The organism is Paenibacillus sp. FSL K6-1217 (assembly GCF_045040735.1).
Classification (GTDB): domain Bacteria; phylum Bacillota; class Bacilli; order Paenibacillales; family Paenibacillaceae; genus Paenibacillus_AQ.
In genome coordinates, this window is sequence record NZ_CP150271.1 from 6,763,506 (window position 1) to 6,788,829 (window position 25,324).

17 protein-coding genes are annotated in these 25,324 nt (G+C 55.8%); 8 read left to right on the forward strand and 9 right to left on the reverse strand.

Annotated features, from left to right (window positions below; all coding sequences use genetic code 11):
- Nucleotides 1-4 precede the first annotated feature (4 nt).
- Nucleotides 5-979, forward strand: a complete 975-nt coding sequence (locus MHH28_RS29835) for a 2,3-diaminopropionate biosynthesis protein SbnB (RefSeq protein ID WP_405108696.1) — start codon at nucleotides 5-7, stop codon at nucleotides 977-979.
- A 125-nt stretch (nucleotides 980-1,104) separates the two neighbouring features.
- Here MHH28_RS29835 and MHH28_RS29840 read toward each other — a convergent pair whose 3' ends face one another.
- Entirely contained in the window at nucleotides 1,105-1,311 is a 207-nt protein-coding gene (locus tag MHH28_RS29840) for a hypothetical protein (protein ID WP_405108699.1), read from the reverse strand.
- A gap of 103 nt (nucleotides 1,312-1,414) precedes the next feature.
- Nucleotides 1,415-1,804: a MerR family transcriptional regulator gene (locus tag MHH28_RS29845; RefSeq protein ID WP_405108701.1), complete on the reverse strand. Its 390-nt coding sequence runs from the start codon at nucleotides 1,802-1,804 to the stop codon at nucleotides 1,415-1,417.
- A 108-nt stretch (nucleotides 1,805-1,912) separates the two neighbouring features.
- On the opposite strand from MHH28_RS29845, the gene MHH28_RS29850 reads away from it, so the two are divergent.
- On the forward strand, nucleotides 1,913-2,962 hold the full coding sequence (locus tag MHH28_RS29850; RefSeq protein WP_405108704.1) for an NAD(P)-dependent alcohol dehydrogenase: 1,050 nt from the start codon (nucleotides 1,913-1,915) through the stop codon (nucleotides 2,960-2,962).
- 107 nt (nucleotides 2,963-3,069) lie between these two features.
- On the opposite strand, the gene MHH28_RS29855 is transcribed toward MHH28_RS29850, so the two are convergent.
- Both MHH28_RS29855 and MHH28_RS29860 read right to left on the reverse strand, forming a co-directional pair.
- Complete coding sequence (locus MHH28_RS29855; RefSeq protein WP_405108707.1) at nucleotides 3,070-4,350, reverse strand: glycoside hydrolase family 27 protein; 1,281 nt, start codon at nucleotides 4,348-4,350, stop codon at nucleotides 3,070-3,072.
- A gap of 108 nt (nucleotides 4,351-4,458) precedes the next feature.
- The gene (locus MHH28_RS29860) at nucleotides 4,459-5,340 is read right to left on the reverse strand and encodes a helix-turn-helix domain-containing protein (protein ID WP_405108710.1); all 882 of its coding nucleotides are present in this window, start codon (nucleotides 5,338-5,340) and stop codon (nucleotides 4,459-4,461) included.
- Between the two features lie 175 nt (nucleotides 5,341-5,515).
- On the opposite strand from MHH28_RS29860, the gene MHH28_RS29865 reads away from it, so the two are divergent.
- Nucleotides 5,516-6,583, forward strand: coding sequence for a GDSL-type esterase/lipase family protein (locus MHH28_RS29865; RefSeq protein ID WP_405108713.1), 1,068 nt, complete (start codon nucleotides 5,516-5,518; stop codon nucleotides 6,581-6,583).
- 7 nt (nucleotides 6,584-6,590) lie between these two features.
- Here the strand turns inward: MHH28_RS29865 and MHH28_RS29870 are convergent, their stop codons facing one another.
- Nucleotides 6,591-8,513, reverse strand: coding sequence for an ATP-dependent DNA helicase (locus MHH28_RS29870; protein ID WP_405108716.1), 1,923 nt, complete (start codon nucleotides 8,511-8,513; stop codon nucleotides 6,591-6,593).
- Between the two features lie 282 nt (nucleotides 8,514-8,795).
- On the opposite strand from MHH28_RS29870, the gene MHH28_RS29875 reads away from it, so the two are divergent.
- From MHH28_RS29875 to MHH28_RS29885, 3 genes are all read left to right on the forward strand, one after another.
- Nucleotides 8,796-10,085 carry a DUF1963 domain-containing protein gene (locus MHH28_RS29875; protein ID WP_405108719.1) on the forward strand — a complete coding sequence of 430 codons (1,290 nt, stop codon included), beginning with the start codon at nucleotides 8,796-8,798 and terminating at the stop codon, nucleotides 10,083-10,085.
- 88 nt (nucleotides 10,086-10,173) lie between these two features.
- Complete coding sequence (locus tag MHH28_RS29880) at nucleotides 10,174-11,376, forward strand: ATP-binding protein (protein WP_405108722.1); 1,203 nt, start codon at nucleotides 10,174-10,176, stop codon at nucleotides 11,374-11,376.
- A gap of 85 nt (nucleotides 11,377-11,461) precedes the next feature.
- Entirely contained in the window at nucleotides 11,462-17,170 is a 5,709-nt protein-coding gene (locus tag MHH28_RS29885; RefSeq protein WP_405108725.1) for a HAMP domain-containing protein, read from the forward strand.
- A 105-nt stretch (nucleotides 17,171-17,275) separates the two neighbouring features.
- Here MHH28_RS29885 and MHH28_RS29890 read toward each other — a convergent pair whose 3' ends face one another.
- Nucleotides 17,276-18,316 (reverse strand): LacI family DNA-binding transcriptional regulator, encoded by a 1,041-nt coding sequence (locus MHH28_RS29890; protein ID WP_405117315.1) that lies wholly within the window; start codon nucleotides 18,314-18,316, stop codon nucleotides 17,276-17,278.
- Between the two features lie 322 nt (nucleotides 18,317-18,638).
- On the opposite strand from MHH28_RS29890, the gene MHH28_RS29895 reads away from it, so the two are divergent.
- Both MHH28_RS29895 and MHH28_RS29900 read left to right on the forward strand, forming a co-directional pair.
- On the forward strand, nucleotides 18,639-20,171 hold the full coding sequence (locus MHH28_RS29895) for a DUF5605 domain-containing protein (RefSeq protein ID WP_405108728.1): 1,533 nt from the start codon (nucleotides 18,639-18,641) through the stop codon (nucleotides 20,169-20,171).
- A gap of 1 nt (nucleotide 20,172) precedes the next feature.
- Nucleotides 20,173-21,216, forward strand: a complete 1,044-nt coding sequence (locus MHH28_RS29900; protein ID WP_405108731.1) for a Gfo/Idh/MocA family protein — start codon at nucleotides 20,173-20,175, stop codon at nucleotides 21,214-21,216.
- A gap of 707 nt (nucleotides 21,217-21,923) precedes the next feature.
- On the opposite strand, the gene MHH28_RS29905 is transcribed toward MHH28_RS29900, so the two are convergent.
- The 3 genes from MHH28_RS29905 to MHH28_RS29915 form a co-directional block, all read right to left on the reverse strand.
- Nucleotides 21,924-22,796, reverse strand: coding sequence for an IS3 family transposase (locus MHH28_RS29905; RefSeq protein WP_405117317.1), 873 nt, complete (start codon nucleotides 22,794-22,796; stop codon nucleotides 21,924-21,926).
- Entirely contained in the window at nucleotides 22,793-23,089 is a 297-nt protein-coding gene (locus tag MHH28_RS29910) for a transposase (protein WP_405105070.1), read from the reverse strand. The genes MHH28_RS29905 and MHH28_RS29910 overlap by 4 nt, the downstream gene beginning before the upstream one ends.
- A gap of 409 nt (nucleotides 23,090-23,498) precedes the next feature.
- Entirely contained in the window at nucleotides 23,499-25,241 is a 1,743-nt protein-coding gene (locus MHH28_RS29915) for a dipeptide ABC transporter ATP-binding protein (RefSeq protein ID WP_405108734.1), read from the reverse strand.
- Nucleotides 25,242-25,324: the final 83 nt, after the last annotated feature.

Consider the following 25,324-nt stretch of genomic DNA (forward strand, 5'->3'; position numbering starts at 1 on the left):
GACCGTGTTATATCTGACAACCAAAAACCTGGAGCAAATGAATCTTCCCTGGCACCTGTGCATAGATACTATAAGGAGAACCGTGCAAGTGATGGCAACGCAAGAATTCTCCCAACCCATCAAACCGTATTTACTGTTTGATAAAGATCCAAGCAGCCGTATTATTGCCATGCCCGCTTATGTGGGCGGAGGTATCGGTATGGCAGGCATCAAGTGGATTGCCAGTTTTCCCGGTAACCATAACAGGCAGCTTCCCCGTGCCCACTCGGTTACTATCCTTAATGATCCCGGCAGCGGGAAGCCCCTGGCTATCATCAACAGTCCGCTTATCTCCGGGATTCGTACGGCATCGGTTAGTGGACTGATGATCCAGGAATACGGGAAGGCGCACCCTTTTGCCGATAAAATTATTGCCGGTATTGTCGGGTTCGGGCCTATCGGTCAACTGCATCTGTCAATGCTGACCCAGCTGCTTGGAGACCGGCTGGAGGAGATTCGGATCTTCGATCAGAACCCGGATGCCCTGCATCCTATTCCGGAAGAGCTGAGGACAAGGATACGGCCTGTTGATTCATGGGAGGAAGCCTACGAAGAGGCAGATATCTTCATTACCTGTACCATTTCCAGCTCCGGTTATATTGACCGCAAGCCCAAAGAACAGAGTCTGCTGCTGAACGTGTCTCTCCGCGACTTCACTCCGGCTATCTTAAGCTACACCTCTGCTATTGTTGTCGATGACTGGGACGAAGTGTGCCGTGCGAATACGGATATTGAACATATGCATAATCAAAGAGGGCTGCGGAGGGAGGACACGGTGTCTATAGTCGAGGTAGTCTGCGGCAACGGGCTGGCGAAATTCCCGCAGGAGGAAGCGGTCATGTTCAATCCGATGGGAATGGCTGCATTTGATATTGCCATAGGGTCACTATATTATCATGAAGCGCTGAAATTCGGGTGTGGTCAGGAGCTCGACGAATAGCGGCAGGATCAGCTAGGTCAGCATGGTCAGAAGATCAGCAAGATCAGAAGATCAGCACAACAAATAGCCGGGCCGGATGAGAGATCCTCTTGTCCGGCCCGGCTATTTGTTGTCTCGTAGTTAGACTAAGGATTCTTGCGGTGCTGCTTCGCTTCCGAATCTGGTGCAAGGCCGGGAGCTGCTACTTCCGGGTCATTCCCCAGCACGGCGCCTACGATCTCATCCAGCTTGTCTGTTTCAGATTGACCGTCCGGCGGACTGGATTCGCCCTCAGGGATCGGGTGGACACCTGCGGTGCGTCCGTCGAGCGGTGCTTTTTTATCATCCTTCATCTGTAAAACTCCCTTCTAAATGCAGATTCGGTCTTAGGATGTGTCTGCGATAGCCGTTCTATGTAACGATAACCGCAGCAGGGGCTGGTGAACCATACGGTTGTTATGACGGGTGTATCATTTCGGTACTCTTTTCCAGGGCGGTCTTATAATAGCGGCATTTATGTTCTATGACTTCCATCGTTTTTCTTAATTCTTCCATCTGTGCTTCTACGGAAGCCTTCCGCTCCAGGAACATATCGTATCGGCGCTGCAAGGTGGCATCTCCTTCGGAGCACCATTCAATGAAATGCTTAATTTCTTTGATCGGCATCCCGGAGGCCTTCAGGCATTCAATAATCCGCAGGGCCTCCATGTCGGAAGGCTTGAATACACGTTTGCCGCCGGGAGCTCTCTCTATAGAAGGGAGCAGGCCCTCTTTGTCATAGTAACGCAGCGTATGCGGGGTCATGTTGAAATGCGCTGCGGCTTCGCTTATGGAGTAAGTCTTCATCTTAGTTCTCCTGTTCTGAATATTTCTAGCTTGACTTAGAGTTAACTTTAAGGAATATTATAAGCTTTGTAAAGCTAGTCTACTATTCTATTGAAAAGAGGTCTCCCAATGATACAAGTTAACGCACGCGCTACATTCAGTCAGGAAGGCCCGTTCAAGCTGACTACGATTGAGCGCCGGGAACTACTGCCGCAGGATATTCTGATTGAGATTAAATACGCCGGGATCTGCCATTCCGACATTCATACCGCCCGCGGGGAGTGGGGGCCGGCGAAATATCCGCTGGTTCCGGGGCATGAGATTGCAGGTGTTGTCAGCCGGATCGGTTCTGGAGTTACGAAATATGCTGTCGGTGACCGTGTCGGAGTAGGCTGCATGGTGGACTCCTGCGGGGAGTGCAGCAGCTGCCGTAAGGGCGAGGAGCAGTATTGCCTGGAGGGGAACACCGGAACCTATGGAGCCATTGACCGCTACGGGCAATATACGCAAGGCGGATATTCCACACATATCGTTGTTACTGAAGACTTCGTGGTGCGGATTCCCGACAACCTTCCGCTTGACGCTGCCGCACCGCTGCTGTGTGCCGGAATCACCACCTACTCACCACTGCGCCACTGGGGAGCTGCTCCCGGTAAAAAGGTAGCTGTAGTCGGTCTGGGCGGACTTGGGCATATGGGCGTGAAAATTGCCCATGCCATGGGAGCCGAGGTTACGGTGTTATCCCAATCCCTGAAGAAGAAGGATGACGGCCTGCAATTGGGGGCAGATCATTATTATGCAACCAGTGATCCGGAGACATTCAAGCAGCTGGCCGGTTCATTCGATCTGATCATCAATACGGTCAGCGCGCAGGTTAATATCGATGCCTTCCTTTCACTTCTGGCACTGGACGGGACCTTGGTTAATGTTGGCGCACCCGCTGATCCATTGGCAGTTAATGCCTTCTCGCTGATCGGCCACCGCCGCTCGTTCGCCGGTTCGATGATTGGCGGAATACGCGAGACGCAGGAAATGCTTGATTTTTGCGCGAAACATCAGATTGCTTCCGAGATCGAAGTGATTTCGGCTGACCAGATCGACGAAGCCTGGGAGCGTGTGCTGGCCTCTGATGTGCGCTACCGGTTTGTGATTGATATCAGCACGATGGGGCAGGCATAAGCTGTTAGAGGAGCCAGTCCCTTCTCAATAGTGTCAAAAAGAAACAGCCAGCAGGAATGGAATCACTCCATTCCTGCTGGCTGTTAGTATGTCTGCTTAGCTTCTCTCTACAAGAAGCTATACAACCGTACCCCATGCGCGGGCACGGTGGTTTGCAGCACGCCGCCGCTAAGCTCGGCAGGCGTCTGGCTCCACAGCTCCGTGCCGGACGCCGCGCCGCTTAGGCCGATCTCTTCGAGGGCCAGGGTAACGGACAGAGGGCTGTTGCCAATGTTGAAGACGGCCGCATAGCGTGTGCCATCGTCATGAGCGGCAGTCCAGACGATCAGCTCGTCCCGGCAGAGTGCTTCCTTGGCGCTGTGGCTCTCGCGGTGCATGCGCAGCACCTCGCGGTTGGTGAGCAGCGACAGCGTCCAGTCGTCGTTGTCCCGCAGCTCGCCGCCGAAGATCAGCGGCGAACGGAAAATACTCCACAGCGACATCATCGTCAGCTGCTCGTCCCGGGTGAAGCGGGTCCAGCGGTCATCCCCGCCGCCGTCCACGGAACGGATGCCGATATGGCCGAGCGGCAGCATATCACAATCCGGCCAGGAGCCGGGCTGCGGGACGCCCTGCCAGCTGCGGCAGCGGCTGAACATGTCGAGCAGCAGCTCCCAGCGGTCCCAGAAGTCATCGGTCACGCGCCACATGTTGGCGTGTTCAGTGAAGTGCTGCTTATACTCCACCGGAGCGGGTCCGGGGGAGAGGCTGAGCACCATCGGGCGTCCGCAATTCTCGATCGCCCGGGAGATCAGGGCAATCTCCGGCAGATGGGTATCGTAGAGCCTGGAGGCTGCGATATCATCCACTTTTACCAGATCGACTCCCCACTGTGCGTACAGCTCGAAGAGCGAATTATAGTAAGCCTGGGCACCTTCCTTAGAAGCATCGACACCGTACATATCGGTATTCCACGGGCAGATGGAGTTGGTATGGGCAATCTCGCGGGCGGTTGCGTCCGTGCCCAGAACTGGAGTACCAGCATGAGCCGCCTGGCGCGGAATGCCGCGCATGATATGAATGCCGAACTTCAGTCCCAGGCTGTGGACATAGTCAGCCAGCGGCTTGAAGCCCTGGCCGCCCGCTGCTGAAGGGAAGCGGTTCTCGGCAGGCATCAGCCGGGAGTATTCATCCATGATCAGCGGGACGAAGGGGCGGTACAGAGAGGACACGGCACCAGGCTCATACCACTGGATGTCCACGGTGATATAGCTCCAGCCGAAGTCTTTGAGATGCTCGGCCATATATTCCGCATTGCCGCGGATTTCCGCTTCTGTTACGGCTGCGCCGTAGCAATCCCAGCTGTTCCAGCCCAGCGGCGGGGTAGGTGCTGTAAGTTCATGATTCATTGTAACTCTCCTCTACAGATGGATTATTGCTCCTCATATGTCCATCTTAATCAAGGGGAATCCCAATATCTATAGTAATCTTACGAGTGGAATAGCACTATATTGCGCTTAATCAAAAAACAGCCGGCGGTAAGTCAAGCTCTCATCCCCGCTGCGGAAATCGCCCGGTGTCAGTCCGGTCAGGCTGCGGAATGCCTTGATGAAATAGCTTCCGCTGGAGTAGCCGATCTGCCGGGCAATCGCTTCAATGCTTAGGCTGCTCCCTCGGAGCAGCTCCATGGCCTTCTCCGTACGGACCCGGGTCAGATAAGCGCCGGGGGTTAAGCCGGTGCTGGCCGAGAAACGGCGGATCAGGTGGTATTTGGACAGGGAGACATGCTCCGACAGCTGGTCGATGCTGACCATCTGTGCGTAATGCTGCTCGATGAATTCGGCAGCGCGCCTGATATTCTCTGACCAGTTGTCCCTGTCGCGCAGCGTAGCTGCCTGCATACGGGTCAATTCGGTCACGAATTGATAGACGCTGGAAGAGGCGATCAGCGGATCGGAGATTCTGCCCGCTGCGGCATCCATTACAATCATCCGGGCCAGCCGGACAGGTGTACAATCTGCGGGTAGCCGGGGAACCTCGCCTGCTTCACGCAGGAATCTGCGCCAGTGGGGCAGGATCAGGCTTGGGCGCAGCAACAGGAACAGGAACTCCCAGGGCTCCGTCGCATCCGCCGGGTAGTAATAGCGGTGGGGGCCGGGAATTTCCGCCAGTAAGGCCTGCCCGGCCCGGACCCGGTAGGTCCGGTTCTCCGACTCGAACACCCCCTCGCCGGAGAGGGTGTACTGGAACAGCAGCAGCGGGCCGTCGCTGCGCTCCATACCGTCCCAGCGGTAAGCGGGATCGGAGACGGAATCATAACCGGCTGCGAACAATACGCACAGCTGCAGCTCCTTATCTTCGGCAAAGCGAAAGCCGTAAGTCCCTCTGGAGATGTCCATGGATAGCCTCCTTTTTTCAAAATAGAATGTATATGTTTCCACTTGACAAGTACTTAGTATCTTACCATACCACCCAGAGCAGCTACATAAGAAGAACTGCTGAACAATCTTCATTGATAATATAAAGCGCCTTTGTTAATGTTACCAATAGAAACCGGAGAAGGAAGGTTATGGAATGTCTCAGATGCAAACGTATAGACCGACAGCTAACCATGTCAGAATCATTGGGCGGACCCACTGGATGGGGGAGGTACTATGGCTGGCGCTCTCAGGCGGCGGGGTGGAATTCTCTTTCTACGGGCGAGCGGCCCGGATAACCCTGCAAGGCGATGATATCGCTGCAACCGGCAATAATCTGGCCCGGATCGGGATCAGTGTTAACGGTATACGGGTGATTGATGATCAGGTGGACCAGCCGCGCAAAACATATACCGTGTTCGAAAGCGATACCGAGCAGGAGGTTACTATAAGAATTACGAAGCTGTCTGAGGCGGCGATGTCAACGGTTGGCATTGGGGAGATCGCGGTGGAGGCTGCGGAGGGAATCAGGCCAACGCCGCGCCAATTACATACGGTTGAATTCATCGGCGATTCCATTACCTGCGGGTATGGTGTGGATGATGAAGAGGCGCTGCATGCTTTTTCTACGGCTACAGAAGATGTGACGAAGGCTTACGCCTACCTGACTGCAGAGCAGCTTGGAGCGGATTACAGCATGGTGTGTTACAGCGGATACGGCATTATTACCGGCTATACGGAGAATGACCAGAAGCTGACCACCCATCTTCTGCCCGATTACTATGAGAAGGTAGGCAAGTCGGAAGGAAGGTTCGGCGGCAGTCTGCTGCCCCAGGAGGTGCCTTGGGAGTTCAGCAGATTCACGCCGGAGCTGATCGTCATTAATCTGGGAACGAACGATGATTCTTACACCAAGGAGGACCCCGTCAAGCAGGCGGATTATGCAGAGAACTATGTCGCTTTTCTCCAAAAAGTCACACAGAATAATCCCCATTCTACGATCCTATGTACGCTGGGAATCATGGGGGACAGGCTGTATCCTTACCTGGAGCAGGCGGTGGACCGCTATTCCCGGGAAACCGGCGACAGCAGGATCTCGGTGATGAAGTTCGAGGTGCAGCGCGAAGAGGACGGCTACGCCGTTGACTTCCACCCTTCCCAGGTGACGCACCGCAAGGCGGCAGACAGACTAACGGCTGAGATTCGGAGACTGATGAAGTGGTGATTGCCGGTCACCGATGAATCCCTTTCTCACGCACGAACTTCTCCAGCACCCCGAACTCCTCCGTCACCTTGGTGAACGGCAGGGCGGCAAGGACCTGCTCCCGGTACGGGTTGCGGGCTCCGGCCGACAGGCGGGAATCCAGAATACTGAGCACCCCGAGGTCCGTCTCGCTGCGGATCAGACGCCCGGTGCCTTGTCTTAAGCGCAGCAGCATGTCCGGTACGTAGACCTCCATGAGCGGATTTGCCGCCTGTGCGGCTTTGTACTCATAGACTGGATCGGCGGGAACCGGGAACGGCAGCCGGAAGACGATCAGATGTGACAGATCCGCCCCCTCGATATTCACACCTTCCCAGAACACACCGGTACTCAGCAGCACGCCCTTGCTCGCCCGGAATTCAGCGATTACCCCGTCCTGGGACGAGCCCTCCCGCTGCATGTGCAGCGCCCAGTTCAGTTTCTCCGCACTCAGCTTCTTGTGAATGTACTTCATATCCTCTTTGGCCGAAAAAAGCACCAGGGCCCGCCCGTCCGTTACATTGCATAGCCGCAGCAGCTCCTTATACGCCGCTTCCAGATAAGCTTCCCGGTTGTTATGGTTATAGTAAGGGACGTCCTTGGCAATATACATCATCGTATGGTTGTCATAATCGAACGGTGAAGCCTGACGCTCCATATACTCTCCTCTGTAGCCCAGCGACCGGGTCAGATAAGCGTATTGTTCCTCCAGCGTATCGCCGGACTGGCTGAGGGTTGCGGAGGTCAGGATGACAGAGCTTTTCCCGTTAAAAAGACTGTATTTCAGGAATTGGCTGATTCCCTTGGGGCAGATGCTGACGGTGGCTTCTCCCCGGGGCTGGCTGGCCCAGAGCAGGTAGTTGTCCACCGTCCCGGCAAGCACCTGGAAGAGGTCAATCATTCCGTTTACCGCTTCGAACGTATTGTCGATCTCCCGCTCATGCCGGGAAGTCAGAACCGAGAGACTGAGGCGGAACTCCTGCAAGACCTGTACTCCCCGCTCTAGCGGAACCCCGGTGATCTCCGATACTTTAATCCGGTCAGTGTCCTGCTTGGCCGTGTGCAGCAGGTCCGCTTCGATCTGTCTGAACAGCTCTTTGGCACAGCGTCTGACGAATTCGCAGGACTTCATCAGGCTGCGGTCCGCCGATTGCTTGAATAGAAGCTGCATGGCGTCCTCCAGCACCCGGGAGATCCGCCGGAAGGTGAATTCTAGTGTCTGGGCATCCCGGACCTTGGCCTCCAGATTATGCGCTTCATCTATAATGATCAGCGCGGGGCGTTCTGCGATCAGGCCCTTGGTGCCTTCCTTTTTCTTGATCAGGTCACGGATCAGCAGGTCCTGATTCACGATGATGAAGTCCATCTCGCCCGGAGCGGCATTGATCTTGGCCCGCATGTCATAGAAGGTGCAGGTATGCTTGTAGTGGCAGTGCTCGAACTTGCAATCCGTCACACACACGTTAGACCACAAGGCGTCACTGACCCCGCCCTTCAGATCTGCCCGTTCGTTAATTTCTGCATTCAGGATACGCTCTGCCAGTATAGTGGGCGGGGAGTCCGGCTCCCCGGACGGGAACAGCTCCGCTGCCCGGTACCGGCAGGCATATTGCCCCATGCCCTTGCCGACTACAGAGCGGACCATCGAGAAGCCGAGGCGGCTGCCGATGAACCGCAGATCCTTATGGATCTGTTCGGAGAGCTGGATGGACGAGGTGGCGATAATAACAGGCTGGCGCGAGAGCTGGTTAATGAGCAGGCCGGGAATCAGGTAGGCGAAGGATTTGCCGATGCCGACACCGGCTTCAATCATCGCATTCCGGCCATGGACATAAGCGTCAGCAATATCCAGCGACATATCCTGCTGGCCCAGCCGTTCGGTGAGTCCGAGCCGCTTGAACCGGTCATACATCCGGAAGATGGCATTGACCAGAGCAGGCTCGGCGTCTTTGGCAGGCTCCTTCTTCTGTAATTTGTAGAGATCATTTAACCAGCTGATGACGACCGCCCCTTTTCTGTGTCAATGTTAGTCTTGTCCTGCATGGAATACGGCAGAGGTTGTTATTATCTTAGATGGCGGGCGAACAGTCAAGGGTCGGAGTGGAATCCGTCTGCTGGCATCCCCAAAGTCCGTTATCTTATAATGGGAGTAAAATCATAGTCTGCGTACTGATCACGAAGGGAGAGAGAGGATATGAGTGAACGTCTGCCTTGTCAGACCCCAGGCTGCACGGGAACGATTCTTCCTGCAACTGCGCTGAAGACCGGTGGCATCTGTATGCCCTGCTACCAGCAGAAGAAAGCGATGGAGAAACAGGCATATATTGAACAGAACCGCAAAGAGGTGAACAGGTATGCCGGTATCCATGATCCGGTTGAAATTCTCACCATTATGCACAGCCCGCGAAAGCCTGATCCGCTGATCAAGGAAGTACCTTACCCCCGGACCGCACAGGAGCTGTATCGCGGGCTGACGGAGGAAGAAAGGGAACGGATGGAGAGCTACGCCGTCCATCTATTGGAAGAGGAAGAGGATGTGGATCAGGCGGAGATGATTCTGGTGTCCCTCCTCTGCTTCACGGATACGCGGCTTGGGCCGGGCCTGGACAGCTTTCTTCGAACCGAGAATTATAATCCTCCGATTCTCTTCAAGGATGCAGACGCGCAGATCCGGGACCGGCTTATTGCTCAGGTGGAGTCCGATCCGGCGAACCGCAATCTTCTGCTGTTGGCGCTGGCCTGGATTGGCGATGAAGAGGTGGTCAGGCTGTTCGCGGCATGGCGGCAGTCCCCGCCGGAGTGGGCATCCACGTTATATCAGGCGCCCGAGACGTATGCCCGTGAAGCGGGCTGGGAGCTGGATGCCGGAGGAGGCAAAAGGCAGCTGTATCATCCCGAATGTTATCCCTTCCTGGTAAGCAGAGAAGACACTCCGGAAATGCCCGGTGCTCCGGCGGCCGTTCAAATGCTCCGGACAGGAACGGACACCTGTCCTTGGTGCGGAGGCGGGCTGACCGTCTTATTCGACTACGATTTGCAGCATCCGCAGACAGGGTTCATGGAGCTTCCCGGCAAGCGTCTGCGCATCGCAGCATGTATGCACTGCAGCTGTTATGGCACCCTATATATGAAGGCCGATCTGGAGGGCGGCTATGTATGGAGTGAATATAATACGGTTCCTGAATATCTGCCTGACAATACCGGAGGACCGGCGTTCAATACATGGCATAGGATGCAGCTGTCGGAACAGCCGGCAGGCACTTTTGAGAGTGCACACTGGATTTTGGAAGCACCGGCCTCGCAGATCGGAGGGCATCCGGCTTGGATTCAGGATGCGGACTATCCGGTGTGTCCCTGCTGCTCAAGGACGATGACATTCGCGGCGCAAGCGGATATGGGCCAGGTGGCGGAGGACGAGGGAATCTATTATTCTTTTCTGTGCAGAGAGTGTCTGATTACAGCGGTGAATTACCAGCAGACCTGAGTTTCGGGTGCGGAGAATTTGGGTATATAAGCTATATTTTCGAAATATAAACGCAAGGCAAGCCACAACCTGGAAAGCGAGGGTTCTCATGGATTTTCCAGTCAATATCCTGCTTGTAGACGATCATCCCGAGAACCTGCTTGCCATTGAGGCTGTTCTCCGCGATGAGCCTTACCGGTTGTTTCGGGCCTATTCCGGTATTGAGGCTTTGCGCTGCTTGCTGGAAGAGGAATTCGCCGTCATTGTGATGGATGTGCAAATGCCGGGGATGGACGGGCTGGAGACGGCGCGCCTTATCCGTACCCGGGAGAAGAATCATGTGGTGCCGATTATTTTCATGTCCGCCAACAGTACTACGATGGAGGATATCTTCGCCGGCTACTCTGTCGGTGCGATGGATTACATGACGAAGCCCTTCGTCCCGCAGCTGTTCAAGTCCAAGATTGAGGGTTACGTCAGCATGTATGAGGCGAACAAGACGCTGCAGCTCCAGAGCGAAATGCTGAAGCAGCAGGCGCGGGAGCTGGAGAAGACGAACCAGGAGCTGCGCGAAGCGAAGGAGACGGCGGAGATTGCCTCCCGGGTGAAATCGGAATTCCTGGCCATGATGAGCCATGAGATCCGCACTCCGCTGAACGGGATCATCGGGATGTCTGATCTGCTGCTCGCTTCGGATCTGCCGGACGAATACACTGAAATGGCCGGGATTATCCACACGAGCAGCAATGCCCTTCTGTCAGTGATCAACCCCATTCTCGATTATTCCAAGCTGGAATCCGGGAAGCTGGTGGTGGAAGAAGCGCCGTTCTCCCTTCAAGACTGCCTGAACGAGACCATAGCCCTGTTCACCGCCAGGACGCGTGAGCAGAAGCTCGACATGGTGGTAGTAATCGATCCTGCCGTACCGCCTGATCTGGTGGGGGATGTGAACCGCCTCCGCCAGGTGCTGAATAATCTGGTAGGCAACGCCGTAAAGTTCACCGATGCAGGCAGTGTATACATAATGGTTAACAAGCTGGAGGGACCGCCGGAGAAGCTCATGCTTGAATTCACGATCAGAGACACCGGAATCGGGATTCCCCCGGATCAAATCGGTGAGCTGTTCCAGCCCTTCTCCCAGCTCGATGCCTCTACCACACGCAGGTTCGAAGGCACGGGGCTGGGCTTATCGATCAGCAAAGCGCTGGTGGAGCTGATGGGCGGAAGCATCCGGGTAGAGCCGTCGGATGAACCGGGGGCTACGTTTGTTTTTACCATTGCCGTTCATGAATATCAGGGACCGGGGATGTAGAGGTTCATCGCCAGGCCGGTCAGGCTGGAAGTTAAACAACAGGTCATGCAAAAATACGTGCTGAATAAGGGGCAGGGTTGATATTATGAGCGATGACAACCAAATCAAAGAAAACCAGGGCGACGGGATAGACGCCGGTGAACTGCTGAGCGCCTTGATGGCGATGAAGAAGGGGGATTTCTCCCGCCGGATGCCGTATGACCGGACGGGAATTGCCGGTAAGGTAGCGGATACATTCAACGAGATTATGGATATTCAGGAGAGCCTGGTGAATGAGGTTCAGACGGTGGCCAGAGTGGTCGGCAAGGAAGGGAACCTGTCCAGACGGTTCGTGCAGAAGAATCTGGGCGGGTCCTGGGAGACGGTTACCGATTCCTTGAACGGGCTGGTCATTGATCTGATTCAGCCGACCAGCGAGATGGTCCGGGTGATTAACGCCGTAGCCAAAGGCGATCTGTCCCAGCAGGTGGAGCTGGCGATCGAAGGACGGCCGCTCACCGGCGAGTTCCAGCGTACCGCAAGCAATATTAATATGATGGTCAACCAGCTCAGCACATTCGCCTCCGAGGTGACCCGCGTGGCACGTGAGGTCGGGACTGAGGGAATCCTGGGCGGTCAGGCTGATGTGAAGGGAGTCTCCGGCACGTGGAAGGATCTGACCGACAGCGTGAATTATATGGCGACGAATCTGACGGATCAGGTGCGCAATATTGCAGCGGTGACTACGGCCGTGGCGAACGGCGATCTGTCGAAGCAGATTACGGTCAATGCGCGGGGCGAAATTATGGAGCTGAAGAACACGATCAACACGATGGTGGATCAGCTCTCGATGTTCGCCTCCGAGGTGACCCGTGTGGCGCGTGAGGTTGGAACCGAAGGCAAGCTGGGCGGACAGGCTGATGTGAAGGATGTCTCCGGCACCTGGCGGGATTTGACCGAGAGCGTCAACTACATGGCGTCCAACCTGACCAATCAGGTGCGGAACATCGCGGTGGTGACCACGGCGGTCGCCAATGGAGATCTGTCGAAGAAGATTACCGCCGATGTGCAGGGCGAAATTCTGGAGCTGAAGAACACGATCAATACGATGGTCGATCAGCTATCGACCTTTGCCTCCGAGGTGACCCGGATGGCGCGCGAGGTCGGTACGGAAGGGATTCTCGGCGGGCAGGCCGATGTCAAGGGAGTGTCCGGCACCTGGCGGGATTTGACCGAAAGCGTCAACTATATGGCGTCTAACTTAACGAATCAGGTGCGCAATATCGCGGAGGTCACTACAGCGGTGGCGAAGGGCGACTTGTCGAAGACGATTACCGTCGATGCGAAGGGCGAGATTCTGGAGCTGAAAAGCACGATTAACATCATGGTGGATCAGCTTAGCAACTTCGCCTCCGAGGTCACGCGCGTAGCCCGCGAGGTATCTACGGAAGGGATTCTCGGCGGACAAGCCGATGTCAAGGGGGTCTCCGGCACCTGGAAGGACCTGACGGACAGCGTGAACTTCATGGCTGGCACGCTGACGGATCAGGTGCGCAATATCGCCGAAGTGACGACAGCCGTGGCGAAGGGGGACTTGTCCAAGCAGATTACCGTGAATGCGACCGGCGAGATCCTGGAGCTGAAGAACACCATCAACACCATGGTGGAGCAGTTGTCGATCTTTGCTTCCGAGGTCACGCGTGTGGCGCGTGAGGTCGGCACCGAAGGGATGCTCGGCGGACAGGCGCAGGTGAAGGGCGTGGCCGGGACCTGGCGGGATTTGACCGAGAGCGTCAACTACATGGCGTCCAATCTGACCAATCAGGTGCGCAACATTGCGGTGGTAACGACAGCGGTAGCGAACGGGGATCTGTCCAAGAAAATCACTGCCGATGTGCAGGGTGAAATTCTGGAGCTGAAGAACACGATCAATACGATGGTCGACCAGCTCTCCATGTTCTCCTCCGAGGTGACGCGCGTCGCACGCGAGGTCGGTACAGACGGCAAGCTCGGCGGACAGGCGCAGGTGAAAGGAGTCGGCGGCACCTGGAAGGACCTGACCGAAGGCGTGAATAACATGGCCCGGAATCTGACGGACCAGGTGCGTAATATTGCAGACGTTACAACAGCGGTAGCGAAGGGCGACCTGTCCAAGAAGATTACCGTAGACGTCAAGGGTGAGATTCTGGAGCTGAAGAATACGATCAACACGATGGTGGACCAGCTCTCGATCTTCGCCTCCGAGGTCACGCGTGTCGCGCGCGAGGTGGGCACGGACGGCAAGCTGGGCGCACAAGCCGAGGTGAAGGACGTCTCCGGCACCTGGAAGGATCTGACCGATACGGTGAACTTCATGGCGAGCAACCTGACGATTCAGATGCGCAACATCGCCGGTGTAACCACAGCAGTAGCGAACGGGGATTTGTCCAAGAAGATTACAGTGGATGTCAAAGGCGAATTGCTTGAGCTGAAGAACACGATCAATACGATGGTGGATCAGCTGAATTCGTTCGCCTCCGAAGTGACGCGTGTAGCAAGCGAGGTCGGCACGGACGGCAAGCTGGGCGGACAAGCCCAGGTGCGCGGTGTCGGGGGCATCTGGAAGGATCTGACCGACAACGTGAATATCATGGCGACCAATCTGACCGATCAGGTGCGCGGCATCGCCAAGGTCGTGACGGCGGTGGCGAACGGTAATCTGAAGCAGAAGCTGACGGTTGAGGCCAAGGGCGAGATTGCCGAGCTGACGGATACGATCAATAACATGATCGAGACGCTGGCCACCTTCGCCGATCAGGTCACTACCGTGGCACGCGAGGTGGGAGCTGAAGGGAAGCTGGGCGGACAGGCCAGCGTGCCGGGGGCTGCGGGGACCTGGCGTGATCTGACGGATAACGTCAACTACATGGCGAGTACGCTGACCACGCAGGTGCGGGCCATCACCAATGTGGCCACAGCCGTGACCAACGGCGATCTGTCCCGGGCGATTGATGTATCCGCCTCCGGGGAGGTTGCCACGCTGAAGGATAACATCAACGAGATGATCCGTAACCTGAAGGAGACGACCCGTATCAACACGGAACAGGATTGGCTGAAGACCAACCTGGCCAAGTTCTCGCGGATGCTCCAGGGCCAGCGCGATTTGTATGCGGTCAGCCGTATGATCCTGTCGGAGCTGGCTCCGCTGGTATCGATGCAGCATGGTGTCTTCTACATTAATGAACCCTCCGGCGGGGAAGCCGTCCTGAAGCTGTTCGCCAGCTATGCGTATCAGAACCGCAAGCATCTGGCGAATGAATTCCGGGCCGGGCAAGGACTGGTCGGCCAGTGCCTGATCGAGAAGCAGCGGATTCTCCTGACCAACGTGCCGGGCGATTATGTGATGATCTCGTCCGCGCTGGGCGAAGCGACGCCGCTCAATATTATTTTGCTGCCGATCATCTTCGAGGACCAGGTGCTGGCGATTCTGGAGCTGGCGACCTTCCGGCCTTACAGCGATATCGATATCGCCTTCCTGGATCAGCTTACCGAATCCATCGGCAGTGTGATTAACACGATGCAGGCGAACCAGCGTACGGAGGAGCTGCTGATTCAATCCCAGTCGCTCACCGAGGAGCTGCAGAAGCAGCAGCTGGAGCTGCGGAGCACGAATGACGAGCTGGAGGATAAGGCGAAGCTGCTGGTGCTGCAGAAGGCAGAGGTGGAGAGCAAGAACCACGAGGTGGAGGTAGCCAAGCGTTACCTGGAGGAGAAGGCGGAGCAGCTTGCCCTTACCTCCAAGTACAAATCCGAATTCCTGGCCAACATGTCCCATGAGCTGCGGACGCCGCTGAATTCCCTGCTGCTCCTGGCAGAACAGCTGGCCGAGAACCCGGATGAGAACCTGCATGAGCTTCAAGTGAAGTTCGCTAAGACGATTCAGGATTCCGGGCTGGAGCTGCTGAACCTGATCAATGATATTCTTGATCTGTCCAAAATCGAATCCGGCACGATCACGCCGGATTTCAGCGAAGTCTCGCTGTCGGAGCTGACGGACGGGCTGGACCGTACCTTCCGCCATATGGTGGATGCCAAGAAGCTCGACTACCGGATCAAGATTGATCCCGGCGTGCCGTCCAGCATCTCAACGGACTCCAAGCGTCTGCTGCAAATCCTGAAGAACCTGCTGTCGAACGCCTTCAAGTTCACCGAGCAGGGACAGATCATGCTGCAGATCCGCAAAGCGGCCGATGGGTGGCACCCGGACAATGAGTCGCTGGAGCGGGCCACCACGGTAATCTGCTTCTCGGTTAGCGATACGGGAATCGGTATACCGGCGGAGAAGCAGCAGATTATCTTCGAAGCGTTCCAGCAGGCGGACGGCAGCACGAACCGGGAATACGGCGGAACAGGTCTGGGACTGGCCATCTCCCGTGAGATTGCCGAGATGCTTGGCGGAGAGATCAGCCTGTACAGCGAAGTGGGCAAGGGAAGTGTGTTTAACCTGTACCTGCCGACAGAAGCGGAATTCACCGAGCCGGAGCTTCCGAAGGCCCATGTTCCGGAGGTCATTGATATCACCCCGGCCAAACGCAGAAGCAGCCTGGTCAAGCCGGAAGAGGAGACCTTCGTGGATGACCGTGATCAGATTGAACCGGGAGACCGCGTGTTCCTGATCGTTGAGGATGACCAGAAGTTCAATGAGATCATTCTGGGGATGCTTCACAAAAAAGGAATCAAAGCCGTTATCGCCACCAGCGGCTGGGATGTCCTGGAGCTGGTTCAGAAATACCAGCCGGCGGCCATCACGCTGGATCTGCATCTTGGCGGAGATACGGACGGCTGGCTGGTGCTTCAGCAGCTCAAGAATGATATCGGGGTACGGCATATTCCGGTCTGCGTAATGACCGTAGATGAGGATGAGGTGCTGCTGCTGCAGAAGGGGGCCTACGATTACTTCCGCAAGCCCGTAACCAATGAGGAGCTGGAGAATGCGCTGGACCGGCTGAACCAGTTCGCGGACCACACCACGGCCCAACTGCTGGTCGCCGTCCAGGATGAACAGGAGCGCAAGCGTATAGCAGAGCTGCTGGACAACCCGGATCTTACGCTAACCGCCGTAGAGACCGGGCGTAAAGCCTTGAACCAGTTGAACAGCAAGACATTCGATGCTATCGTGCTGGACAGCAGCCTGGCGGATATGAAGCTGATCCGGTTCCTCCGGGAGATGTACAAGAACGCCAGGAACAAAAGAATCCCTGTCCTGGTGCAGATGAACCGCAAGCTGACGCCGGAGGAAGAAACGGAATGGGACGAGCTGGCGAAGATGGCAGTGCTCAAAGAGGTGAAGTCGGATGTCCAGCTGATCGATGAAACGACCCTCGCCCTGCACCGCAAGGCGGATAACCTGCCGCCGCTCTCCAGAGACAAGCTGGTGAAGCTGTATCAATCGGATGAGATGATCGAGTATAAAAAGGTGCTTGTAGTGGATGATGATATCCGCAACATCTTCGCACTCACCTCCATTCTGGAGCGCCATCAGATGAAGGTGATCCCTGCGGAGAATGGCCAGGATGCGATCACGCTGCTGGAGCAGACGCCTGATATCGAGATTGTCCTGATGGACATCATGATGCCGGGAATGGACGGCTACGAGACGACCCGGGCGATCCGGGAGAAGCCGGAATGGAGGGATCTCCCGATTCTTGCGCTTACAGCCAAGGCGATGAAGGGGGACCGGGAGCTGTGCCTGGAAGCAGGCTGCTCCGATTATATTACCAAGCCGGTGAACAGCGGACAGCTGTTATCGATGATGCGTACCTGGCTGGACCAATAGAGCAAGACGAATAGAGCAGTGGTATGCAGACAGGAACAGGAGCCAACCCATTATCCGCGATCAGGCGGTTAGGGCTGGCTCCTGTTTTTTGGTCGTGAATGTAGCTTACTGATCCTCAGAGAGTTCAAGCTGCCGGCAGGAAGCCCGCTCGATGAAGAGGGTGTCGATTTTGACCTTGGTGCAGACTGCGGGCTGCCGGAGCAGAGAGGCGGTGAACAGATCGACCGCCCATGCGGCCATCCGTTCCTTCTCCACATGAACCGTTGTCAGCTCCGGGGCTACAATCTGCGATTCGTTGATATTATCGAAGCCGATGACGGACACATCCTCCGGGATGGAGAAGCCCAGATCGCCGAGCGCCTTGATCGCGCTGATAGCGATGTAGTCACATTCACAGAAGAAGGCGGTGGGAAAAGGCTGGCCGCTGTCCTTAAGGCGCTGGAGCTTGTCCCGTAACGGCCCCTGGGAGGAAAACAGGGTTGGTGGCACCTCCAGCAGGCTGCTCCGGGGGATCTCCACCTGAGCCTCCGCCATGGCGGCCATGAATCCGCGCTGCCGTTCCCCGAAGTTATGAATCCGCTCCTCGGATGCGATATAACCGATTCTCCGGTGCCCGTGAGTAGTCAAATAGGTGCCTGCCTGATAAGCGCCCATATAATTATTGATCTCCACAAAATGGACAGGCAGCGCATCGAAGCAGGTGTCCAGCACGATCAGGCCGGGCAGCTTGTCCGCGATATCGGCTATTCTGGCTGCATCCAGGCTGGTGCCGAGAAGAATGACCCCGCTGGCCGGCTCCTCCGTCACCGATTGAATGCCCTGCTCATAGTGCTTCTCTTCAATCACGGAGAAAATCAAACTGTAGCCTGCCATCCGGCAGCGTTCCTCGATATGATGAATCAGCTCCCGGAAAAAGGGCTGCTGATAATATTCCTCATGAACCAGTCCGGCATTGGTGAACACCAGAAACCGCAATGTGGCCGCGTTCGCCTCGGCGGCGGCCGCTCTTCCCCTGCCGGTATATCCATAGGTCTCCGCAAGCCGCAGGATTCGTTCCCGGGTCTCCGCTCCGACCCCCGGCTTCCCGTTCAGCGCCAGCGAAACGGCCCCTTTGGAGACCCCGGCCAGCCGGGCAAGCTCCTCCATATTCAATGACAAAACCTCCATTTAACACAGCTCAAGTATGTTTAGTGTAAGGGAAGGGAGTGGATTTAGCAATGAACCTGAAAAGAACGGTTTTTGTTTAGTTGTGTTTAGTTATATTGACAGGTAACCGAAGCAATGATGAAGCAATAATTACGATGAAATAAGAATATTGACGATGCTTTACAGGTGTTGTAGGATGGCCTTAGGTAAGATGCGCAGTCAATTTTTAATAGTTTTTGTTTATTTTTGTTTAGTTGTTAAGTTGTTTAATGATAAGTTGCTATTGTATATCTGAGGGTTCATACAGAAGGGAGCAGGACTTATGGGTGATCAGAAGGAAGCGGGACAGGCTTCTGCATTTCAGGGGAGGGTCTCCGTATCGGTGCCGGATCAGACTTCCCGGTGGGACGTATGTGAAATTGTACTGCATGGAGGCCCTGCCGGGGGCAATCCGTTTACGGAGGTAGCAGTGCAGGCGGAATTTTCGATGGGAGAACACTCGGTTCGGGTTCTGGGCTTCTATGACGGGGAAGGCGTATACCGCATCCGCTTCATGCCGGAGCATCAGGGGAAGTGGACATTCCGGACGAGCAGTAATGAGCCTGCGCTCCATGAGCTTGAAGGGGAGCTGGAATGCACGGCTGCTGCGGGCGGGAATCACGGTCCGGTCCGGGTGCGGAATACCTTTCATTTTGCCTATGCGGACGGGACGCCGTATCTTCCGGTCGGCACGACCTGCTACGCCTGGACCCATCAGGGCGATGAGATGGAGCGGCAGACGCTGGAGACCCTGAAAGCGTCTTCTTTTAACAAAATAAGAATGTGCGTGTTCCCGAAATCCTACTCCTATAACGAGAATGAACCGGAGTACTATCCCTATGAAGGCTCGGTCCAGGCAGGCTGGGACTACAGCCGGTTCAATCCGGCGTTCTTCCGGCATCTGGAGGAGCGGATTGCGGATCTGGGGGAGCTTGGCATCGAGGCCGACCTGATTCTGTTCCACCCGTATGACCGCTGGGGCTTCGCAGATATGGGCAAGGAGGCGGATGACCGCTATCTCCGGTACCTTGTTGCCAGACTCTCGGCGTACCGCCATGTCTGGTGGTCGCTGGCCAACGAATATGATTTCATGAGAAACAAGACACTTGCCGATTGGGAGAGATATGCCCACATTGTAACGTCGTATGATCCTTACGGGCACTTGATCTCTAACCACAACGGTATTGCCTTTTATGATTATAGCCAGCCCTGGGTTACCCATTGCAGCATCCAGCGGGTGGATGCCTACAAGACCTCCGAGAATACGGACGAGTGGAGAACACGCTGGAATAAGCCTGTTGTAATCGATGAATGTGCCTACGAGGGCAATGTGGAGCATGGCTGGGGGAATATTACCGGGGAAGAGATGGTCCGCCGGTTCTGGGAAGGTGCGGTCCGGGGAGGGTATGTCGGACACGGCGAAACCTATCTTCACCCGGAGGATAAGCTCTGGTGGGCCAAGGGCGGGCGGCTCTATGGCACGAGCCCTGAGCGGATTGCTTTTCTGCGGCGTGTTATGGAGGAAGGGCCTTCAGCGGGGCTGAACCCGCTGCCTTCGGATTGGGATCTGCCCAGAGCCGGGGTGGAGGATGAATATTATCTGTATTATTTCGGGTTTAACCGGCCGATGTTCCGCCAGTTCACGATGAACCCGGAGTTCCGCTACAAGGTGGAGCTGCTGGATACCTGGAACATGACGGTGGAACTGCTTGCGGGCAGCTATCAGGGAACCTTCAGGGTCGATCTTCCGGGACGGACCTATATGGCGGTGAGAATGACGCGCCTGCACGATGAGCATGACTTGGAGGCTAAATAGGATGTGGAAGATTGGTATAGTGGGTGCCGGGTATTGGTCAGACAAGCATTTGCAGGCATGGCAGCGTATCCCCGGCGTTCAGATTCAAGGCCTGTGCGACCTGGATTCGGTTAAGCTGCACAGTAAGGGTGAGGCGTACGGGATTCCCCGGGACATGCTGTACTCCACGCTGGAAGAGATGCTGTCTTCTGCGGAGCTGGATGTAGTGGATATTATTACTGCGCCGGATACCCATCCCGAGCTGGTTGGACTGGCCGCACAGGCCGGGAAGCATATCATGTGCCAAAAGCCTTTTGCCCGTTCCATGGAGGAAGCCCGTGAGATGGTGGAAACCGCGCGTGCTGCGGGCGTCCGGCTGATGGTCACCGAGAACTGGCGCTGGCTGCAGCCGATTCAGGCTATCCGCAAGCTATTGGATGAGGGAGCGGCAGGACGGCTCCAGACGATCCGCTATATCCACACGGATTATTATTCACCGCGGTTTGCCCCGGAGAATGAGCTGCCGCAGCCGTTCTTCCGGGAGATGCCGAAGCTGCTGTTCTATGAGATGGGGGTTCACTGGTACGATACGTGGCGCTTCCTGTTCGGGGAGCCTAAGCGGCTATATGCGGAGACCCGGCGGGTCAGTCCTTTTATTGCGGGGGAGGATGCCGGTCTCATTACCCTCGGCTACGAGGATTATATGGGCCTCATGGATATGAGCTGGGCCACCCGGCAGAATCTGCCGGGCAGGCTTGCTCTGCCTGTGCTGCCAGACCACAAGGAGCAGCTGATTATTGAAGGCGATCAGGCAACGATCAAGCTGTACAGCAGCGGTACGCTTAGTCTGATCGATAACAGCGGGCTGGAGACTGTCGTTTCGGAGGATAACGGCCTTGATTTTGAAGAGAGCCATTACCGCCTGCAGTCGCACTTCATTGAATGTCTGAACACTGGTAGGGAATTCCAGACAAGCGGAGAAGATAATCTGAAGACGCTGGAGCTTGTATTCGGGACATACCGAAGTGCGGAGGAGCATGAGGTCATTCATTTGGGGCAGCCCTGACGCGGCAACCTCTTCATTCCGTAGGCGAACAGGCTTGCGGGCAGAGGGAATATAGCGGTATCGGATCCACCGGCGGAGTGGGGAAGCTGAGGGAGTAATGGGAATGAGGAGCATTAGTGCACCCGAATTGGCTGAAAGTGGATGGTAGGCGGAAATGAGGAGCATTAGTGCACCCGAATTGGCTGAAAGCGGGCGGTAGGCGGAAATGATGGGCATTAGTGCACCTGAATTGGCTGAAAGTGGGCGGTAGGCGGAAATGAGGAGCACAAGTGCACCTGAATTCCCGGAAAGTTGGCTAAGTGAGCGAATGAGGAGCACAAGTGCACCCAAATTGGCTGAAAGTGGATGGTAGGCGGAAATGAGGGGCATTTGTGCACCTGAAATGGCTGAAAGTGGATGGTAGGCGGAAATGAGGGGCATTTGTGCACCTGAAATGGCTGAAAGTGGGCGGTAGGCGGAAATGAGGAGCATTAGTGCACCTGAATTGGCTGAAAGCGGGCGGTAGGCGGAAATGAGGGGCATTAGTGCACCTGAATTCCCGGAAAGTTGGCTAAGTGAGCGAATGAGGAGCACAAGTGCACTCGAATTGGCTGAAAATGGATGGTAGGCGGAAATGAGGAGCATTAGTGCACCCGAATTGGCTGAAAGTGGATGGTAGGCGGAAACGAGGAGCATTAGTGGACTCCTGTCAAGAAAGTAGACAGCAACTACATCGTTTTTCGCTTAAATGTGGCTGCAAACTGAACCGGAGAAACGTAACCCAGCGCCCCATGGATTCGTTTGCGGTTGTAGAAAAATTCAATGTACTGGAAGATGGCATCATACGCCTGTTGCTTCGTTTTAAATCGATGCCAGTACACCAACTCTTTTTTTAAAAGGCTGTGAAACGATTCGATACAGGCGTTATCATAACAGTTTCCTTTGCGGCTCATGCTTGCAGTCATCTGGTACGTCTTGAGGCGTTCCCGGTAGTCGGCAGAGGCGTACTGGGAGCCCCGATCCGAATGATGAATCAAGCCCTTCCCGGGGCGTTTCGCCTGATAGGCAGCGTCCAGAGCGTCTTGTACGAGGTCAGTGGTCATTCGGTCGCTAAGCCGCCAGCCGACAATCTCCCGGGTACACAGGTCCAGCACGCTCGCCAAGTACATCCGTCCTTCCCGGCAGGGAATGTAGGTGATATCCGCCACCCACGTCTGGTTCGGCTTTTCCGTGTGAAATTGCTGGTTTAACAGGTTGGGGGCAATGGGTAACGGATGGTTGGAGTCGGTGGTGCATACCCGAAATCGTTTCGCGACACAAGAGCGCAGACCGAGTTCCTTCATATACTTTCCTACGGTGCGTTCACTGACCCGGTGCCCTTCACGTTCGAGGAGAACCTTGATTTTGGGACTGCCATAGCGACCCTTAGAGTCATGGAAATGATAGGCTATCCGCTTTAATAGCAACGCTTTGCGGGTGGATTGAGGGCTGGGCTTCGCTGTTCTCCATTTGTAATACCCGCTCCGGGACACCTGAAAGACACGGCACATCTTCTCCACAGGGAACTCGGAGCGATGATCTTCAATAAACTGAAATCTCAGTTCTTTGGGTTGCTGAAGATGTGCACTGCTTTTTTTAGGATGGCCATCTCTTCGGTCAGGTCTGCAAGCTGCTCTTCCCGCTCCTTCAGTTGACGTTCCAGCTCTCTGTACTTATCTGGAGTCACGATGGGCTCATCCTGAAACTGCCGGTACTGTCCCAGCCATTTATGCAACGTTTTGGCGGGGATGTCCAGCTCCAGGGCCAGTTCCGCCACCGATTTCGTCTGTTCCTGGATGTACTTGACGGTCTGTCTTTTGTAGTCTTCATTGTAGCTTCTCCGTGTTCCACTCATGGGGACACCTCCTCGTTAAACTAATTATCTCTATTCTCTTAACGGGTGTCCACGGTTAACACTAACAGCATAGTGCACCCGAATTGGCTGAAAGTGGATGGTAGGCGGAAACGAGGGGTATTAGTGCACCTGAAATGGCTGAAAGTGGGCGGTAGGCGGAAATGAGGGGCATTTGTGCACCTGAAATGGCTGAAAGTGGGCGGTAGGCGGAAATGAGGGGCATTAGTGCACCCGAATTGGCTGAAAGCGGGCGGTACGCGGAAATGAGGAGCATTAGTGCACCTGAATTGGCTGAAAGCGGGCGGTGAGCGGAATGAGGGGCACAAGTGCCCCTCAATTGCTCTTAGCGTTGAAGTCCTGCATCCTCGGCCTTTATCCTTAAGCCCTTATCCCCTCAGTCCTCGCCCCCTCAGCCCGCTGGTATAGCGACCCAGTGGCCTTTTGAGATCTCGACCAGACTGGACTGGTCGAGATTGTATTTGTCACCGCCGCCGCTGCTTTGCTCCTCCAGGAGCACCCGCTTCTTCGCCGCTTCGACCTTCGGATCGGGCACAGGAATGGCAGCCAAGAGTGACTTCGTGTATTCATGCTGCGGATTGGTGTAGAGCTCCTCGCTCTCGGCCAGCTCGACAATCCGGCCATTGTACATGACGGCCACCCGGTCGCTGATGTGCTTGACCATGGACAGGTCATGGGCAATGAACAGGTAGGTCAGACCGAGCCGCTGCTGCAGCTCCTCCAGCAGCTTCACGACCTGCGCCTGGATGGACATATCCAGCGCGGACAGCGGTTCATCGCAGACGATGAACCTTGGCTCAACCGCCAGCGCGCGGGCGATGCCAATCCGCTGCCGCTGGCCGCCGGAGAATTCATGCGGGTAGCGGATGGCGAATGCCGGGTCCAGCCCGACCAGATCCAGCAGCTCCTCGACCCGCTTCTTCCGCTCCTTCTTGCTGCCGGCCAGCTGGTGGACATCCAAGGCTTCACCGATGATATCCATGACCTTGAAGCGCGGATTCAAGGATGCGTACGGGTCCTGGAAGATCATCTGCATATGGCGCCGCATGATCTTCATCTCCTGGGTATTGAGCCGGTTCACCGCCATGCCCTGGAACAGCACATCGCCGCCGGTCGGCTCATGCAGCCGGAGAATGGAACGCCCGGTCGTGGACTTCCCGCTGCCGGATTCACCGACCATGCCAAGGGTCTCTCCTTCGCGGATATGGAAGCTGATGTCATTGACCGCACGCAGCACCCGGCCCTTGCCCAGGTTGAAATGCTGTTTCAACGACCTTACTTCCAGCAGCGGCTGTCTGCCCTCACCCTGAATAATGAGGCCTGGCGGCTTGGGCTTCTTCTTCTCGTCCAGCCGGGGCAACGCATTCAGCAGCCGCTGTGTATACGGATGCTGCGGGCGGGCGAAGATGTCCTCCGTGCTGCCTGTCTCCACAATCTCCCCGTCCTTCATAACCGCCACTCGGTCACACATCCCGGCAACGACGCCCAGATCATGGGTGATCAGGATGATGGAGGTGCCCAGGCGCTGCTGCATATGCTTCATCAGATTCAGAATCTGCGCCTGAATCGTCACATCCAGTGCGGTAGTCGGCTCGTCTGCAATAAGCAGCGCCGGCTGGCAGACCAGCGCGATAGCGATCATGACCCGCTGGCGCATCCCGCCCGAGAATTCATGCGGATACTGCTGGTAGCGCAGTTCGCTGTCACGGATGCCGACCTGCTTCAGCATCTCGAGTGCTTCCTGCTTCGCAGCTCTGCGGGACAGCTTGCGGTGCTTAATCAGGCTCTCGCTGATCTGCTCGCCGATGCGGATGGTAGGGTTCAGGGAGCTCATCGGGTCCTGAAAGATCATCCCGATCTCCCGCCCGCGGATATTCTCCATCTGCTTCTCCGATTTATCCGCCAGGTTATCGCCCAGGAAGACAATCTCCCCATCCTTCATAAGTGCGGGCGGGGAAGGCAGCAGTCTCATGATGGAGCGGGCGGTGACGCTCTTGCCGCTGCCCGATTCACCAACGATTCCGAGGGTTTCCCCTTTATAGACTTCAAAGCTTACGCCGCGTACAGCGGCACGCCCTTCATCATGGCTCTGGAAAGAGATGTGCAGATTATTGACTGTCAAAATCGGGTCCATGGTTCCACCTGCCACTTTTCTAGTAATTTTAAATATCTCAACTTGACTTTAAGCTACTCTATTAATAAAATATACCTTATCTA

Excerpts from the sequence above, each read along its gene's own strand:
- MHH28_RS29890 (WP_405117315.1), bottom strand. The coding sequence starts at position 18,316 with ATGGAGGAGCTTGCCCGGCTGGCCGGGGTCTCCAAAGGGGCCGTTTCG.
- MHH28_RS29885 (WP_405108725.1), top strand. The coding sequence starts at position 11,462 with ATGAGCGATGACAACCAAATCAAAGAAAACCAGGGCGACGGGATAGAC.
- MHH28_RS29855 (WP_405108707.1), bottom strand. The coding sequence starts at position 4,350 with ATGAATCATGAACTTACAGCACCTACCCCGCCGCTGGGCTGGAACAGC.
- MHH28_RS29840 (WP_405108699.1), bottom strand. The coding sequence starts at position 1,311 with ATGAAGGATGATAAAAAAGCACCGCTCGACGGACGCACCGCAGGTGTC.
- MHH28_RS29845 (WP_405108701.1), bottom strand. The coding sequence starts at position 1,804 with ATGAAGACTTACTCCATAAGCGAAGCCGCAGCGCATTTCAACATGACC.
- MHH28_RS29865 (WP_405108713.1), top strand. The coding sequence starts at position 5,516 with ATGTCTCAGATGCAAACGTATAGACCGACAGCTAACCATGTCAGAATC.
- MHH28_RS29915 (WP_405108734.1), bottom strand. The coding sequence starts at position 25,241 with ATGGACCCGATTTTGACAGTCAATAATCTGCACATCTCTTTCCAGAGC.
- MHH28_RS29900 (WP_405108731.1), top strand. The coding sequence starts at position 20,173 with ATGTGGAAGATTGGTATAGTGGGTGCCGGGTATTGGTCAGACAAGCAT.
- MHH28_RS29910 (WP_405105070.1), bottom strand. The coding sequence starts at position 23,089 with ATGAGTGGAACACGGAGAAGCTACAATGAAGACTACAAAAGACAGACC.
- MHH28_RS29895 (WP_405108728.1), top strand. The coding sequence starts at position 18,639 with ATGGGTGATCAGAAGGAAGCGGGACAGGCTTCTGCATTTCAGGGGAGG.
- MHH28_RS29880 (WP_405108722.1), top strand. The coding sequence starts at position 10,174 with ATGGATTTTCCAGTCAATATCCTGCTTGTAGACGATCATCCCGAGAAC.
- MHH28_RS29860 (WP_405108710.1), bottom strand. The coding sequence starts at position 5,340 with ATGGACATCTCCAGAGGGACTTACGGCTTTCGCTTTGCCGAAGATAAG.
- MHH28_RS29850 (WP_405108704.1), top strand. The coding sequence starts at position 1,913 with ATGATACAAGTTAACGCACGCGCTACATTCAGTCAGGAAGGCCCGTTC.
- MHH28_RS29870 (WP_405108716.1), bottom strand. The coding sequence starts at position 8,513 with ATGTATGACCGGTTCAAGCGGCTCGGACTCACCGAACGGCTGGGCCAG.
- MHH28_RS29875 (WP_405108719.1), top strand. The coding sequence starts at position 8,796 with ATGAGTGAACGTCTGCCTTGTCAGACCCCAGGCTGCACGGGAACGATT.